Source organism: Anabaena sp. WA102 (genome assembly GCF_001277295.1).
GTDB lineage: Bacteria > Cyanobacteriota > Cyanobacteriia > Cyanobacteriales > Nostocaceae > Dolichospermum > Dolichospermum heterosporum.
The window spans coordinates 1,172,663-1,188,885 of record NZ_CP011456.1 but is presented as its reverse complement, the minus strand read 5'-3'; the positions used below and the strand labels follow the sequence as shown (position 1 = coordinate 1,188,885).

Sequence of the window (16,223 nt, the reverse complement as noted above, 5' to 3'; positions counted from 1 at the left end):
TGTTTACTTGTATAGAAACTTTTATAAACTTCAGGTGCTAATTCAGCACCTTTTTTGTTGAAAATATGAAGAATCCTAGATTAAATGAAATACAAAAGGACTTCATCTTGTTGTTGGCTACAATTCAGCCACATTTAAGTTATGAACAGATGCAGTCTTTATTTGAGAGTAAGTTTAATACACCACTCTCTCACAAACAATTAAAAACTTTATTGAGGAGAATTAGACCTTTAATAGCAGAAACCAAATCTTCTGAGGATTTAACTTATGCACTTGCTAAGAGAGTAGGGTTAATTAATTTAACAGATAAAATCAATAGATTAGTGATTCTTGAGGAGTTAGTTCATAAATCAATTGAAGGCTCTCCCCATGAAGTACAAACTGCTAAAGGTACTGCAATTACCATTAATAAAAAAGATTTTACACTAGCTTTAAATGCTCTTAAAGAAATCAGAAATGAGGTAGGAAAGGAAACTAATGAAACTATTAATTGTCCTGTCATTATAGGTGACTCAGTACCTCCTAATCACCCTGATTATCAGGAGTTAGAGACTGATGAAGACCTCTAAAAATAGTACATTTAATATTAATCTCCATGTAAATCAAAAGAAGATATTTTTATGTGATAAACCTTATAAGTTATTAGTTTGTGGTAGGCGGTTTGGTAAGTCTCATGAATTAAGAACTGAAGCATTAGTGGCTGCATTAAGTTTTAATCAACCTTATGACCCTAACTTTCCTCCTACTGTAGTAATTGCCATGCCTACTCTAAAGCAAGCTAGACAGGTACATTGGAAGGCTTTAAAAGGTATGTTAAAGAATGCACCTTTTGTACAGAGTATTAATAATTCAGAACTAAGAATATCTTTTAAAGGTAATAAGCCTGATGTTATTTTAAGAGGAACAAATGAAGATGATGGAGATGGATTAAGAGGATTAAAGATTTACTTTGCTGCTGTTGATGAGTTCCAGGATATAAAAGTTGGTATTTGGGATAATACTATATTTCCTGCGTTATCAGATACTCCAGGTTCTAAAGCTCTATTATGTGCTACTCCAAAAGGTAGAAGTCATCCTTTATATAAGTTTTATCAAAAGATTAAAGATTTAAAAGAATGGGCTTATTTTAATTTTTATACTAAAGATAATCCTCACTTTCCTAAGTCTCAATTAAGAATTGCTAAGTCTCAGATGCCTCCAAAATCATACAGACAAGAATTTCAAGCAAGCTGGGAAGATTTTGATGGGCAATTATTTGACCAATTAAATGATAGTCACTTTATTAGTAATATTCCTTCTGACCTTAGTTTTTATATTGGTTGTGATTGGGGTGATACTAATCCGGCTTTTATAGTGGTAGGATTATCTAAAGATTACTCAAAGTTTTACATTGTAGATAGTTGGTTTAATCAGTCGCAACAACCTATAACTCAAGATGAATTTTTAGATAAGTTAGCTGCTGCTTGTACAAAGTATAAAATTTATAAAACCTATCTACCAGATGATAGACCTGCTGCTATTAAGTCAGCAAGAATATTAGGAAATAAACAAGATATTTCTGGGCTGAAGAGGGCAGTTCAAGTGAGTAGAAGTCAATTAGGTGTGATGAGTTCTATTGAGATAATTAATAACCTCTTTTATCAAAATAATTTATTTATTAATAGTTCTTTAACTGAAGTTAAATCTCAGTTTCAAGATTATCACAGGGCATCTGATAAAGATGGAAATCTATTGAATAAACCTGCTGATTGTCAATCAGACCACTTAATTGATGCGGCTAGATATGTAATTGCTTTATTGTATGTATCTATACAGAATAAAACATTAAAATTAAAATCATAATATGTATCCAAATAAAATAAAGTTAACTATTTTAGAATCTCAACATTCTGATTATACAAGAATGCTTCCTGCTTTGCAGGAAATTGATTTACTTGTTAGTGGGGGTTACAAATTAAAGGCTGCTATTAAACAGTTTTTACTTCCAAGACCAGGGGAAGAATTAGCGGTATATGAGGCTAGAATTAATAAATTTACTTACTTAAATATTTTAAGCATTGCTATCAATGAGCAGGCTTCTAAATTAAGTAATGCTACTTTGACTATTAATGGCATAGAAGAGGAGACTAATTCTGCTTTTTGGAGTGCTTTTAGGGAGGATACTAATTTAGCTGGTAGGTCAGAAAAGAATTTAATAGCTCTGATTTTTAGGGAGCTTTTAAAATTTAAAAAGTTGTATCTTCATGTAGATAAGCCTTACTTGAATATTGATATTCAAAATAAATCTCAAGAGGAGTTTTTGGGTATTAGACCTTATGTAATTCATTATTCACCTTTTCAAGTTGTTAATTGGTCGGAGACTAAGGGTAAACTTGACTGGGTTAAAGTTAGACAGATTGTGGAAGATACTTCTAATCCTTTAGCTATTTCTCAGAAAAAAGTTATATGGACTTTTATTGATGATACTTATATTGCACGTTATGAAGCTTTTGTAGAATTAGATAAATATGGCAATATCTCTACTGTAGCAGGGGAATTTGTTAATGATGATACTACTATTCCAGAAATGTTGAATAGCGTAATAAAACTTTACATATTGAAATAAACTTAGCCTATAAGTGCTATTTTTCATCTTATCCAAATAAGTTTTCTAAACCAATGAACATAACTTATTTCCTGACACATATAGGACTGAAGATAACGGAGTTTATCTAATAAAGTTTTGCCAAATTCTTGCGGTATTTCTATTAGTTGCAATATCAAATAAGCGATTAAACAGCACATTATCTGAATTCTAATTCCATTCTCATTCTTTGTCATAAGTCTGTCTAACTTGAGGTGCATTTTTAAGAATTTCCATAACAATTCAATTTGCCATCTTTGTATGTAAATTTCCATAATCTCTTGATTACTAACTTGCTCTTCTCCTTCATTTAATAAGTTTGTTGCTAAACGAAATTCACTCTTAGTTTCTATATCACAAAATGCTACTACTCTAATTTCCACTTCTCTTTCATCTTTGCCAACTTTACAATTACCATTTTCTAGCATTTCTAAAGTGACATTATTTTTAATTCTTAAGACAAAAGCTTTATTTTTTTGTTGTTTTAATTCAGATATTCTTTCGGAGGATGCAAATCCTCTATCCATTATCCCTACTCCTTTTGACGGAATTGCTTCTACTGTTTCTTGTCCATATTTATGGTCATGTCCTTGCCCAAAATGAATCACCATTCCACCAACTTCTGATGTCAAACTATCTAACCCACAAAATAGTTTTACTTGATGATATCCTTGACTCCATAATAATTTACTTGTTAATGTAATAATTGTTGAATCTATAGGAAATAATGCTTGGGTTTCTTCCTTTCCTTTTTTCTTTCTCAGTTGATTGTTTAATTCAGTTATTATCTCCAAAAATACTTGAGTATCTCTCTTTTTACTTGCCTTGGAAAAATTTGATATTTTTAAATCTATCCCTTGATTATTTAGTCTTTGAAATAAATCTCTCATACTCACTATACTTTTATCCATGACATACTGTAACCACACTGATACAAATGAAAATGTGTCCAGAACTGGATAATCTTTTTTGGGCAATGGTTTCAATATTGTTTTGACCACTTCTGGGAAATTCTTTAAGCGCATAATTTGATAATTCTTTATCTAGATTTTTTTAGATTGTATCAAATTATGGTACTTTTTTTTAATCTTTTCCTAACATTCAACACTTCTGGTAAGAAGGGTATATACTTTGTTGCTAGAAGCTATAAGTTAGGAATAGATGACACTCTTTACTTTGATATGGCTATTAGAGTACAAACCTCAGTTGGGCTTGTAGATGTGGCTATAGTAGAGGATGGAAACATTACTAAAGAAAATGTAGAGGAAATGGCTAAGGAGTATCTAGAGTTAGCTAAGATGATTAGTCTGATTGAGTAAAAATTTGAAATCAAGGTCTAGGAAGAGGTCCATTATAATAGAAAGCATAACCACTACCTCCAACACCATAAACAAATTCTTTTTTACCATTGGTTTCATACTCTCCTGCAAATCCTACACCCCAATCAGGTTCTTCTTCAAGTTTCATTTCTACAAGACAGGTAACAATGTTTTCTTCAGAAGGAAACGGTATCCATCGAGTGCATTTTGGGTTATTAGTTAATCTTAACCTATCAGGTCTTTTATCCCAAGATTTGTAAACTACAACCATAATATAATCACCTTCCATATAAGTCTTGATGGTGCATCTACCTTTACCTATAATACCAGCAGTTGTGTGAAGACGGCAGGAGCTTTTTACATTTCTCTGTTGAGCAAGAGCGTTATTGGTGGTAAATAAAAATGATAATACTGATAGAGAAACAACAAAAAGTTTAATGGGTTTCATATTTTTATCCTGATATAAATGAGAAAATTCATTAATTCAATTGATTACCACAATGCTTACAAACTTTAGCTTCTTTCTTTACAACTTCTGCACAGTAAGGATAATTATTTATCTTTAAAAGTTGACTGAATCAAATTTTTAAATTTAATAATTTTAGGTTTAGTATCTAACTTCAGTGTAGATACATAAGGATTATAATTACTTCCATAGTGCAGTCTTCTTTTTGCAACTAAACCATAAGTAGCAGCTAATTCTCTGGCTTTACCACATGAGAGGGAGTGACTTCTTTCAAGTACACTTTGTTTATTGTATTCAGAATAAAATCTAAAGACAAATTTATAATTATCAGCCCTTGTATAACCACCTAATGCAGCATTACAATGGTCAAAAGCAATTCCATAGGATTGTGCAAATGCTACATCTAACCATGAGAGAATGCCCTCATAAGGCTTATCTGAGAGATATTTAGAAGGGATATATATATTAAAAGATATATTTTCTTCACTTTTGTAATCAGCAACCATACTAAGAGGAGCTAATTGAGCTTCTACTTTGGAAGTAAGATTAAATAAGGTGGATATGCTAATAGCTAATGTTAATGATAAAGTGTTTAATTTCATAATTTTTAGTTGTTAATATATGGTGATGATTTGTGGGGTGAAGAGGAACAGGAAGTAACTGAGTTTTCAATGTTAAGGGCTACTTAGTTTTACAATATTTAAAGTCTGTTTCTCTCTTGCCTACTTATTACTTCTGTTATTATGTCATATAGCATACTTGGCTTAAATTGCTGTCCTATAATTAAATTGGATATTAATCCAACTATAAGAAAAACTGGAAGACCTAACCAGAAAAGAACAGAAAATCTAAACCCAATTTCTCCTGTTAGAATTACTGACACAAAATTACAAACTAGACAAATAAGCAAACCTAAAACAGTTCTTTTGATAAAAGTTTTAAGCTTTAACCTACCTCTGATTACGTTTCCTAAATCGTAAGACAAAAAGAAGAAAACTTCTATATTTACTCCAGCCAAAACTAGGCTTAAAAATACCAGAACAATATATATTATTACCATAATAACTTCCTTATTTCTCAATATTAAAGGCTACTCAAAAGTATGATGTAAGAATTTTTACTTCAACTTATAATCTTTAACTTCAGGTAACATCTGAGAGGCAGCACCTAATACTTTTGCCATAGCAAGCTTCAGTCTTGGATTTTTCTTGACTATTGCTGCTAATTTAGGTCCCCAAAAACTATATAAATCTATAAAAATACGCCCTAATAAATATTGGGATAAATATTTATCTCTGAAGTGGCGGTACTTAATAACTTCTTTAGCATAAGGTGTACCAAAAGTAGCTGTTACCACAAAGCAATCACTGGAGGAGTTTGGTTGTGAATAACTATTTTGTGTATTTACTTGAGTGGGAGGTGAATCAACTTCACCCTTAACTTTTTTAATTATTAAGATAACTTCAACAAGAAGTTTTGTTTCTAAACTAGCGATCCAATAATAATATCTTAATTCTCGTTCTTCTCTCTTTTCATATATTCCAAAAGTTGTTGAACTAAGGTACTTCTCAGCCTTAAATTTACCTGTTTGAGATTGGGATAATAAAGAAGTTGTATATTGAGTCATCTCAGTAAATCTCTGCTCAATAGAGTAACCTTTTAATGCAGACTCATGATAATTTTGACTGAGATTGTTAGCAAAACGTAAAAAAAATTCTACAGCAGTACAGTTATTTATAGCATCCTGACTAAAAATATCAGTTCTGTCAAAATATTGTTGATTTAAAAAATTAAAAGATTGAAATTTAATTATATCTTCATGACTTATTTTATTCAGATATTTGCGATATTCTTTTTGGAAAGCCTCCACTAGTGCAATTGAGTATTTGTCAACTGTTTTAAGATCACAGGTAAAATTTAATAAAGGAGCTTTTTCTTCCATAACACCCTAGTTAATTTTATTAATGTAAAAAAGTATGCGAATTTAATCACTAATTTGTAGAATTCTAGCTGGCAAGATGTCAACAGCACAAACTTAAACCAAATTATGAGTATAAAATTTACTTGCTTAATAAGGAGTAATGGTTAGTTGTTTCATTCTGTCCTCATCAAAATCTATTTCTGCTGCTCCCCAATCTTGTAGATCATCTTCATACTCTTCAAAGATGTATATAAGTTTATTGTTACTTCTCAGTGTAATTGTACCTTTGTACAGTAAATAGCTATCAAGCATAAAGTTATCTTGCACTCGGTAGAGTTGACCTTTTTGTAACATAATTTGTAATGATTGCAACTTTTTAAACCATAGCAGGGGTGTAATTAAGTTGTCAAGAAGGGGATAATATGCTGTGCAATTTAGAGCAACAGAAAGTACCTGAGTTTTCAATGTGGAGGGCTATTTAAGTGAGATTTTTAGTAAGTTCCCAAATGCGATCGCTCACTAACTTGGTAGCTACCTGCATCTGGGAAATAATTTCTTACCTTATTGAGTTGTATTACTTGTGATAGCTTGCTTGATCACCTAGTGCATCTAAGCCACACACTTTATTGTTATTATGGGTTTGTGTTTTTGTTTAAATGGAAATCCAAAAAATTAATACTCTGTGAGTTCTTATTTTCTTGGTGCATTGTGTAATCATAAACATCCCAAGTTATCCCTTCATGAATAAAACTGGCACGCCTTTGAGTTTGAGGTTCTAGCATTACATAACCATTTTTTTCTAACGCCAGTATATCTCTCTGATCAATTCTAGCCATAGCTTCACATTGGATAATACCTGGGTAAGGAGAAAAAGGCTTAGAGTAAATACAAAACAGAGAACACTTGATTGTTTGTGCTGGTAGAAAGGAATCCCCTGATCTTAGTATTAGCTGAAGATCAATATCTTGGTATTCTTTATGTGGTGTATTTGACTGCATAATTTTCCTTAAATTGGTATTTTATCTGAATGAAGAAATATGGTACAAATAATGCGTAAAACTATCTATAAACCTTTTTGGCTTTTACTGATAACTTTACCTTCAGAAAATGAAACTCTAACCTCAGACCCATTCATATTTTTCCATATCCAAACAGTAGGAACGTAAGTTGCCCAATGCTCAGAGTTATCATCACTTGGTTTCTCACCCATAATATCAATAACTTCCTCGTAGCTCATCTCATTCTTAATTTTATCAAATTCTTCCTTTGTGGCAACATTATTTAATATTGAACATGAAGAAACAATAACAGATAACAGTATAAATTTTATTGTTTTGCTTATCTTATTCACAAATATCCTTAATGTAATTCTTACAACTTTTTAAAGAGTAGCAATGGCATACTGAAGATGTCAACAAGGTGATGATATGCTGTGCAATTTAGAGGAACAGGAAGTACCTGAGTTTTCAAGATTGAGGACTTCTTTTATCAGCGTTGTTTAACCTCAAATTCTTCCATGCGGTAACACACCCCTAGAATTAATCCTTCTATCATGAACCCTAATAATGCAGCAGCAAACTCTCTTTCAAATAATAATTGTAAAGACACATACATCATTGGTAATCCCATAAAAGAGTAACCAAAATACCTCACTAGCTTGGGTAGTCTTATAAATATTTCTCCAAAAAAAATTGCAGCAAATCCAAAACCAGCTATGCAAATTGGGATTAAAATAAATAGAAGTAATCGCCCAACAACCTTTGCAACTAGAAATTCCATAATTTAATTAAGACTTATTTTGGTGATTTCCTCAAATAAATTTGTTACTAAACCCCGTCTAGTTTGAAACCTATAGTTTTTGGTATAGGAAAATATCCACTTTTCAACATGGACGGAGTGTATACCAGATAGGCACAGATTTATTCTAAATTTTCTTCTTTTTCTATGTATTTTTTTTCAGTAACTTTATTATGTGAAAAAGTTACTTGTACTTTAGAGCCATCTGGATTTTCCCATATCAAAATTGTAGGAATAAAGTTTGCCCAATCTTCATGATTATCATCATCTGGATCACCAAATATTTCCTTAACCTCTGCCTCCCACATACCTAGATCAATCTTATCAAAAGCCTCTCTGGTAACATTAGCCATAGAAATTTTTACTCCATAGTGAAGGACAATAAGACAAGACTCTTAGAGAGATAAGAGCCTGAGAATGCTTGATTTTAGCAATCTACCCAGGTAAATCTGTGGCTGTAGTTTCCTGAGATACCACAACACATCAGTCTTATTGGTAACAATGTAATGGGCGTGAACTTAATCACAGTCAACCTTTACACTGCTGGTACAAGGGGAGTAAACTTAATCACAGTCAACCCTTGGGTTTTGTAATGATTGCAACCTTTTAGACAATAGCAGGGGTGTAGTTAGGTTGTCAACAAGAGGATGATATGCTGTGAAAATTATAGAAACACTTATTTACTTAGTTTTCAGGTATCAAGGCTGCTTAGGATAATGTTAAGATTTATGTACTTTTTATAGTGAGATTTTACTTACTAACGTGGGTATCATAAGATTACATCTACCAGGTAAGTTAAATGAAATCACTTGTCACTTCACTTTTAATCTCAGCAGCTATACTTCTAGCCGCTACACAGTCAGCTAGTGCTAGACCAAATGACTGTCTACAATTTAAAGAAGAGGAACCTGTTAAGGAAACTATAATTAGGAAGTTTTCTGAGTTTGATATCCAAATAGAAGTAGCTGCTAACTCTAATGCAGTTTTACTAGATACAGGAGAAGTATTAATAGTAGACAGAGGAACTTACAAATACCTTAGATGCTTACAAAACAACCCCAATGCTTTAGGTAAGGGGATTTTTGGTATTCTTCTTTCTAAGGGTAGTCAAGTTAAGTATGAATTGTATAATGCCAAGTCTCTACATAGAGTAGGGTATGATGGCAGGTTTATTGTCTATACAAAAGATCATAGTTACATAGCTATTAGGGTTATGAATAATCAAGGAGATACTTATATAAGCTTATATGGTGATAACTTTCCTAAAGAAGAAGAGGCTATAAAAAGGGAAGTAGAAAGTCTATTAGTAATCAATAAAGGAGTTCAGGTTTTAGAGAACTAAGTGGAGTTAAGTCAAAGTTTACTAACATTCCGCTTTCAATTTGACTTGGGGACTATAGCCTGTGTAAATTCTAAGCTTTGGTTTCTACAGTGTCAAGATTCCCTCAAGGGGGTTGTATAAGTCCTTTGGAATAAAGGTATTGACTATTAGTTGACTATGAAATAGAATGTAACAACCTGAAGCTCTTGATATAGTTGGCTTTATTCTGGGACTCATAAGCCTGGGGTCGTCAGTTCAAATCTGACCTGAGCCATTAAAAACAATATGATATATAAGGGTTTTCGTGATTTTACAAAAGTCCATGTCCCAACTGTTTTGAGTATAATTTCCTGACTATCCTTGGTTTAGCTATCCCGACAGAAGCCCCACGTCTCACTCTTAGGGTGTCAGCTTAACTTAAAACCTCTATCCCGCAAAGAACTCAAGTCATCTCATTCCCAGTCTCTGACTGGGAATTAATTCCAGAAGGCTCTGCCTTCAATGATATTAGGGAACACCAAAAAATAAATTACCCGATTTTGTGGGATGGGCATCCTTCCTGCCCGTCCTTGATGGTTAGCGGGCTTTTCGTCCCGCACCACAAGAAATTTTTGGGTATTTTTTTAATTGGAAGTCCCTTAGAGGCAGAGCCTCATCAACTGCATTCCTAGTCAGAGACTAGGAACGAGGTTACGAGGTGTGGTAGGGATTTGAGCTTAAGTTGACACCTGTGAGCTTTGACTTTACCCCTACCCGGAGAATCAAATAATTAAGCCGTGTTGGGTAGACAATGAGAGTGTCAAGGCTTTAACTTGTCACCAATGGATATCCTCTATATCATATAATATAAAAATTGTCAATCCGTTAAAGATATTAAAGTCTTGTCTATCCTCTTTGGGATGCGGAGCAAAAAACTATTTGGCACGATAAAAAAAGTTTCTCTGGTTGCCTAATGCTCTTTCATCACACTGGGTTGAAACCTTATGGGAAATACACCTCATCATATCACAATACCTTAGCCAAATTACGAGGGGTAGAAACAGCGAGCAATAATCAATTACAGTGAAAGTCCTGCCAGAGAGGAAGCGTAATAGCGATGACCATTAATCCATCTGAGCAAAGGTTATTAGAACATTTTGAAAGAAAACGTTGGATGATCACCATTGCCGCTGTCATCATCCAGTTATGCTTGGGAACTGTCTATGCCTGGAGTGTCTTTAAAAACGACCTCGTTGCCAATCACGGATGGGATGAAGTACAAACTTCTGCTACTTTCATGATCTGTATTGGCATGATTGGACTAGCAGCAGCCTTTGGAGGAATTCTAGTAGATAAAAAAGGTCCAAGGTTAATTGCTACACTAGGCGGACTGCTGTTCGGGATAGGAACGATTGTTGGGGGAATCGGAGTTCAGACGGAAAACATCCTGATTCTCTATCTGGGTTATGGACTTTTGGGAGGTTTGGGGAACGGTTTCGGTTACGTTACCCCGATTGTCACTCTTATTCGCTGGTTTCCCGACAAAAGAGGTTTAGTTACTGGTTTAGCCGTTATGGGATTCGGTGCTGGTGCTTTTTTTATGGGGAGGGTAGCACCAACTAATATTGCTGCTTGGGGAGTACCTACTACCCTCTATATCTGGGGTGTCATCTTTTTGGTTTTGGTAGTTGGTGCAGCTATGTTTTTTGACAACCCTCCCCATTGTAAATTGCCAGTTCAATCGAATTCTCAAGCAGATGCCACTCCTGATGATGACCCCTTTACTTTTGAAGAAGCCATTCATACGACCCAATGGTGGCTGGAATGGACAATGCTGTTCTTAAATGTGACAGCAGGGATTGGTTTAATCTCTCAGCTTTCTCCCATTGGTAAAGAACTTTTTCGTCCCCTAGCTAACAGTAGTTTATCACCTGAGCAACTCATTATAGCCATTGATGATGCTGGGGGATTAGTGGTGGCTATTGCTTCTATTTTTAATGGTCTGGGAAGACTTTTCTGGGCTTGACACTCCCCGGTCTAAAGACGCGGGGATTCTTAATCGAATAATTGTCAAGACAACTGCTCGAATAATATCCGCTTTTCAGGTATTACCTTAGATGTACGGTTCTTGCCCTGATCCTGTTTGCCATTACTGGCAGAATCATCTCTGCTTGCGGTGAGCGAAGCCGAACTGACAAGCGTAACTTTCCGAGAGTCCCCCGGTAGGTTTTTAATGTCTTTGCTGACAAATTAATCATATCACGAATATGGATTAAAATTTGAAATTATTTCAAATTTTTAAATTAATGTCAATGCAGGATTTATCCTGCCTCTAGCCTTCATCCCTTGTCTAAAGCACAGATGTAGCTTCCTAAGTCAGCTACATCTTCAAGGGTTTTCGGCATTTCCCTTATAAAAGCCAGAACAATGGCTCAACAAAGTTCATTTACTTGAGATTATGAAAATGCCGAGACGCTACTGGGAAACTTACAACGGCGAGACATCACCTCTGTTACAGATCCACGACTATCTTCGTTCTCAGAAAACTGCTCTTGAGACATCGGACATCAAAGCATTGGCAGAGCAGGTAAAATTACCAGAAGCAACAGTACGAGGTGTAATCTCCTATTACGCTGATTTGCAGGATCATCAGGTTTCGACGCGAGTCTGTCAAGGAACATCCTGTATGCTGGCTGGTTCAGGTAATTTATATGACAACCTCCAGAAGTATTCAAAGTGTCAAGTAGCTTACTGTCTTGGATATTGCGATCGCTCACCAGCCGTGTTAGATGCTCAAGATCGGCTATTATTTCACCAGGAAGCCCGAAATTTACCAGATAAATGTTCAGGATCAAAGGTTGAACAACCTCAGCTTTCTGTGCGCTGTCTTGCCCAAGAACCCCTAGTTACGGTCCGTTTAGGAGATGACTATTCCCAGTTAGAAAAAGCTAGAAATGCAGGAGTTTACTCGACATTTTTGCAAGCCCTTCAAAGTAGTCCAGAAGATATCTTATCCACCTTAGAACGCGCTGGTGAACGGGGACGTGGGGGCGCAGGTTTCCCCACAGGCAAGAAATGGCGGAGTTGCGCCCAAGCCAAGGGAGAACCACGTTATGTTATTGCTAACGGTGATGAAGGCGATCCAGGCTCTTTCATTGATCGGGTACTCATGGAAAACGATCCTCATGGGGTTGTTGAGGGAATACTGCTGTGTGGATATGCAGTAGGCGCAAATCAAGGCATTGTGTTTATTCGTTCCGAATACCCCAAAGCGATCGCACGGATGCGAGAGGCGATCGCCCAAGCCCGTGCTGCTGGTATTTTTGGTTCTCAGGGATTTTTTCCCTTTGAAATCTCCATTTTCCCTGGCATGGGTAGCTATGTCTGCGGCGAAGAAACTGCCATGCTGAATGCGATTGAGGGGTTACGAGGCGAAGTGCAAATTCGTCCTCCTTATCCCACAGAAGCAGGACTCTATGGCAAACCAACCGTAGTTAATAATGTAGAAACCCTAGTTAATATTGCCCCTATTCTCGAAAAAGGTGCTGAGGCTTATGCCGCTTTAGGCACAAAATTTAGTTCTGGAACCAAAGTCATCTGTTTAAATCATGGTTTTGCCCGTCCGGGGATTGTGGAAGTAGAGTTTGGAACTACCGTGAGAGAAGTAATTACCGAAGCGGGGGGCGGTGCTGATGGTAAACCCCTAGAAGCGGTATTGTTGGGAGGTCCAATGGGCAGTCTGTTACTTCCTGATCTGTGGGATGTGCCAATTTGCTATGAAACAATGGCTGAACAGGGGATTCAGTTAGGACATGGGGGCATAGTGGCACTGCCAGCGGGTACAGATTATCACGCCTTGTTAGAACATTGGCTCAAGTTTATGAAGGATGAATCCTGCGGTAAATGTGTTCCCTGTCGTTTAGGTTCTCAAAAGGCTTGGCATTTGGTACGCAATCAAATCCATCAACCACAATGCCAATCGCAACTGGAACGACTATTTGAGGTAATAGAACAAGGAAGCCTCTGTGCCTTTGGACAATATATGCCAGATCCAATGCGCCAGATGATTGAACATTTCGGAGACCGGATTTTTCAGTCAGGAGTAGGAGGATCATGAATTCACCACAGGCAAAGATTAACGGACAGATTGTTGACATCAAAGACGGTGAAACTATTCTCCAAGCAGCAAAACGACTGGGTATGGAAATTCCTACTCTCTGTTACGCTGATGGAATGCACCCGGAAGGGGGATGTCGGATGTGCTTGGTAGAAAGTAACCAGAAAAACCGTCCTTTGGGTGCTTGTCACACCCCTATCCAAGCGGGCATGAAAATTCAAACTCATACACCCAAACTGGAGGCATTGCGGCGGGATATTCTCTCCCTTTACCTAGATAATGAGCAACCTGTTTTTCAAGGTAATGGACAAGAAACTAAGTTTACTCGGTTGCTTCAAGATTATCAGTTAACAGCCATTGCCAACGCTCACCCTGCCAAGGTAGATGAAAGTCATCCCTACCTCAGATTCAATCCTAATACCTGTATCACCTGTCGTCTTTGTTTAAATGCTTGTGAACAAATCCAGGGGCAGTTCGTTTATAGTGTTGCCGGTCGGGGTTCAGAAAGCCATCTGATTTTTGGTGCAGGAAAAAGTTTTGCCGAAAGCCCTTGTGTAGCTTGTGGTGCTTGTGTAGATCAATGTCCTACAGGGGCAATTAGCGATCGCAATCGCTTTACAGCCTCTCACATCGAAACAGTGACTCAGACAGTATGTGGTTACTGTGGGGTGGGTTGTCGTCTGGAAGTAAGTACAGCCCAAGGAAAAGTAGTACAGATTACTGGCGTTCCCACAGCCGTGGTCAACCATGGACATTTATGCCTGAAGGGACGCTATGCTCATACTTACCATCACTCTTCTGAACGCCTGACTCAACCCATTAAGCGGGTTGGTCAGGAATTTCAACCCATTTCTTGGCAAGAAGCCATTGAATTGATCGCCGGTGAATTATTGAGAATTAAGGCAGAATATGGCAAGGATGCACTAGGGGTCTTTACCTCTTCACGCTCGACTAATGAGGCTGCCTATCTCCTCCAAAAACTGTTCCGCACTATCATCGGCACAAATAATATTGATTGCTGTGCGCGAGTCTGTCACTCCTCTACCGCTACCGCCCTACAAATGGTAACTGGTGCCGGAGCCGCCACTGCGTCCTATCTCGATATTGAAAAAGCTAAATGTATCGTCATTGCTGGAGCTAACCCTACGGAAGCGCACCCGGTCATTGGGTCGAGAATCAAGCAAGCGGTGCTAAAGGGTGCGCGGCTGGTGGTCATTGATCCGCGTCGCATTGAATTGGCAGAATATGCAGATATACACCTACAACTTCTCCCTGGGACAAATGTTCCTTTATTGAATGCCTTAGCCAAAGTCTTAATTGCAGAAGACTTGATCAACCACGACTATCTTAACGAGCGTGTCGAAGGCTATGAGGAATTTCGCGCCTTTGTCAATCATCTTTCTCTCGATGAAATCGCCAGTATTACCACTGTTGAAACCAACCTGATCCGGGAAGCTGCCCAGTTAATCGGTAGTTATGGTCAAACCCTATTTGTGCATGGTCTTGGCTTATCGGAATTAACCCAAGGGACTGCTTCTGTGATCACCCTATGTAACCTGGGAATGCTCACCAGTAGTATTGGCGGCGAAGGTGCGGGAATGTTGCCCTTGCGAGGACAAAATAACGTTCAAGGTAATGCAGATATGGGCAGTATGCCTAACTTGATTACCGGATATCAACCGTTAAATGATCCTGCACTGCGGCGGCGTTTAGAACGACTTTGGGGAGGATTACCACCAGAACAACCGGGACTGACCAGCCAGGAAATGATTGATGCTGCTGCACGGGGCGAAATCCGCGCTCTCTGGTGTCAGGGGGAAGATATGGTTCAAAGCGATCCGAATGAAACTCACGTCAGGAAAGCACTCTCTAACCTAGATTTTATGGTAGTCCAGGATTTATTCTTCTGTGAAACAGCCCGCTATGCTCACCTTATCTTACCCGCCGCCGCCGCTTTAGAACAGGAGGGAACTTTTACCAATGCTGAACGGCGCATTCAATATGTTAGACCCACAGTACCATCTCCCGGAAAAGCACGACCTGACTGGGAAGCTATCCGTGATGTTGCCGTGAAAATGGGAGCTAATTGGCATTACCAACATCCTGGAGAGATCATGGATGAAATTGCCCAGGTTGCACCCCACTATTTTGGTGGTGTCAGCTATGCTCGTCTGGCAGGGGATGGCTTACAATGGCCTTGTCCCTCTCCTGACCATCCAGGAACGGTTACGGTACACGCTGATCGCTTTATGGGAGGTAAAGGGCAATTGGTGGCGATTGACTACGTACCCAGTCCTGAACATGGGGTCAAAGGATATCCGTTCCTTTTAATTACTGGGCGGCTGCTGGAACATTATAATGTTGGTACCATGACCCGTCGCACGGCGAACCAAGAGTTAGTTCCTGAAGATGTCCTGGAAATTCATCCTGGAGATGCTGATCAGGAAAACATTGCTGATGGGGAGCAAGTCAATCTCGAAAGTCGTTGGGGAAGTATCCAAGTTAAAGTCAAGAAGTCTCGACGCATTGCTCCTGGAACTTTGTTTCTCTCTTTCCACTACCCAGAAACCCACACCAATCGCATCACTGGTCCTCATTTAGATCCCCAATCTAAGTGTCCCCAGTATAAAGCTGTTGCTGTTCGCCTTCAGCCAAATAAATCTTAATTTGGTTACCGCGA

The 16,223-nt window shown here is 37.5% G+C and carries 19 protein-coding genes; 8 read left to right on the top strand and 11 right to left on the bottom strand.

The features are described 5' to 3' along the window. Window positions 1-65: 65 nt before the first annotated feature. From AA650_RS04910 to AA650_RS04900, 3 genes are read left to right on the top strand one after another with little or no spacing between them, the layout of a single operon-like run. The gene (locus AA650_RS04910; protein ID WP_053538200.1) at window positions 66-569 is read left to right on the top strand and encodes a hypothetical protein; all 504 of its coding nucleotides are present in this window, start codon (window positions 66-68) and stop codon (window positions 567-569) included. Beyond that, window positions 556-1,842, top strand: coding sequence for a hypothetical protein (locus AA650_RS04905; protein ID WP_053538199.1), 1,287 nt, complete (start codon window positions 556-558; stop codon window positions 1,840-1,842). The genes AA650_RS04910 and AA650_RS04905 overlap by 14 nt, the downstream gene beginning before the upstream one ends. A 1-nt stretch (window position 1,843) precedes the next feature. Then, window positions 1,844-2,605 (top strand): hypothetical protein, encoded by a 762-nt coding sequence (locus AA650_RS04900; protein WP_053538198.1) that lies wholly within the window; start codon window positions 1,844-1,846, stop codon window positions 2,603-2,605. Between the two features lie 23 nt (window positions 2,606-2,628). Here the strand turns inward: AA650_RS04900 and AA650_RS04895 are convergent, their stop codons facing one another. Further along, entirely contained in the window at window positions 2,629-3,648 is a 1,020-nt protein-coding gene (locus AA650_RS04895) for a transposase (RefSeq protein WP_053537527.1), read from the bottom strand. A gap of 45 nt (window positions 3,649-3,693) precedes the next feature. Here AA650_RS04895 and AA650_RS04890 point away from each other — a divergent pair, with 45 nt between their 5' ends. Further along, window positions 3,694-3,942, top strand: a complete 249-nt coding sequence (locus AA650_RS04890) for a hypothetical protein (RefSeq protein ID WP_053538197.1) — start codon at window positions 3,694-3,696, stop codon at window positions 3,940-3,942. Between the two features lie 10 nt (window positions 3,943-3,952). On the opposite strand, the gene AA650_RS04885 is transcribed toward AA650_RS04890, so the two are convergent. The 10 genes from AA650_RS04885 to AA650_RS04845 form a co-directional block, all read right to left on the bottom strand. Beyond that, window positions 3,953-4,390: a hypothetical protein gene (locus tag AA650_RS04885; RefSeq protein ID WP_053538196.1), complete on the bottom strand. Its 438-nt coding sequence runs from the start codon at window positions 4,388-4,390 to the stop codon at window positions 3,953-3,955. 31 nt (window positions 4,391-4,421) lie between these two features. Beyond that, entirely contained in the window at window positions 4,422-4,502 is an 81-nt protein-coding gene (locus AA650_RS29410) for a zinc ribbon domain-containing protein (RefSeq protein WP_442853959.1), read from the bottom strand. Continuing rightward, window positions 4,495-5,010, bottom strand: coding sequence for a hypothetical protein (locus AA650_RS04880; RefSeq protein ID WP_053538195.1), 516 nt, complete (start codon window positions 5,008-5,010; stop codon window positions 4,495-4,497). Before AA650_RS04880 ends, AA650_RS29410 begins: the two co-directional genes overlap by 8 nt. A 98-nt stretch (window positions 5,011-5,108) precedes the next feature. Then, window positions 5,109-5,468: a hypothetical protein gene (locus AA650_RS04875; RefSeq protein WP_053538194.1), complete on the bottom strand. Its 360-nt coding sequence runs from the start codon at window positions 5,466-5,468 to the stop codon at window positions 5,109-5,111. A gap of 57 nt (window positions 5,469-5,525) precedes the next feature. Next, window positions 5,526-6,350: a CFI-box-CTERM domain-containing protein gene (locus AA650_RS04870; RefSeq protein WP_053538193.1), complete on the bottom strand. Its 825-nt coding sequence runs from the start codon at window positions 6,348-6,350 to the stop codon at window positions 5,526-5,528. A gap of 126 nt (window positions 6,351-6,476) precedes the next feature. Beyond that, window positions 6,477-6,683, bottom strand: coding sequence for a hypothetical protein (locus AA650_RS04865; protein WP_199924381.1), 207 nt, complete (start codon window positions 6,681-6,683; stop codon window positions 6,477-6,479). 278 nt (window positions 6,684-6,961) lie between these two features. Continuing rightward, window positions 6,962-7,327: a hypothetical protein gene (locus tag AA650_RS04860; protein ID WP_053538191.1), complete on the bottom strand. Its 366-nt coding sequence runs from the start codon at window positions 7,325-7,327 to the stop codon at window positions 6,962-6,964. A gap of 65 nt (window positions 7,328-7,392) precedes the next feature. After that, window positions 7,393-7,680: a DUF3862 domain-containing protein gene (locus AA650_RS04855; protein WP_053538190.1), complete on the bottom strand. Its 288-nt coding sequence runs from the start codon at window positions 7,678-7,680 to the stop codon at window positions 7,393-7,395. Between the two features lie 137 nt (window positions 7,681-7,817). Next, window positions 7,818-8,108 (bottom strand): hypothetical protein, encoded by a 291-nt coding sequence (locus AA650_RS04850; RefSeq protein WP_053538189.1) that lies wholly within the window; start codon window positions 8,106-8,108, stop codon window positions 7,818-7,820. A 140-nt stretch (window positions 8,109-8,248) separates the two neighbouring features. After that, window positions 8,249-8,479 (bottom strand): hypothetical protein, encoded by a 231-nt coding sequence (locus AA650_RS04845; RefSeq protein WP_053538188.1) that lies wholly within the window; start codon window positions 8,477-8,479, stop codon window positions 8,249-8,251. Between the two features lie 446 nt (window positions 8,480-8,925). Here AA650_RS04845 and AA650_RS04840 point away from each other — a divergent pair, with 446 nt between their 5' ends. The 4 genes from AA650_RS04840 (at window position 8,926) to fdhF (ending at window position 16,209) form a co-directional block, all read left to right on the top strand. After that, window positions 8,926-9,468: a hypothetical protein gene (locus tag AA650_RS04840; protein WP_053538187.1), complete on the top strand. Its 543-nt coding sequence runs from the start codon at window positions 8,926-8,928 to the stop codon at window positions 9,466-9,468. 1,075 nt (window positions 9,469-10,543) lie between these two features. Further along, window positions 10,544-11,452: an MFS transporter gene (locus AA650_RS04835; protein ID WP_053538186.1), complete on the top strand. Its 909-nt coding sequence runs from the start codon at window positions 10,544-10,546 to the stop codon at window positions 11,450-11,452. Between the two features lie 438 nt (window positions 11,453-11,890). After that, complete coding sequence (locus AA650_RS04830; RefSeq protein WP_190382682.1) at window positions 11,891-13,543, top strand: NADH-ubiquinone oxidoreductase-F iron-sulfur binding region domain-containing protein; 1,653 nt, start codon at window positions 11,891-11,893, stop codon at window positions 13,541-13,543. Continuing rightward, on the top strand, window positions 13,540-16,209 hold the full coding sequence (gene fdhF, locus AA650_RS04825; protein WP_053538184.1) for a formate dehydrogenase subunit alpha: 2,670 nt from the start codon (window positions 13,540-13,542) through the stop codon (window positions 16,207-16,209). Before AA650_RS04830 ends, fdhF begins: the two co-directional genes overlap by 4 nt. The last annotated feature ends 14 nt before the right edge of the window (window positions 16,210-16,223 follow it).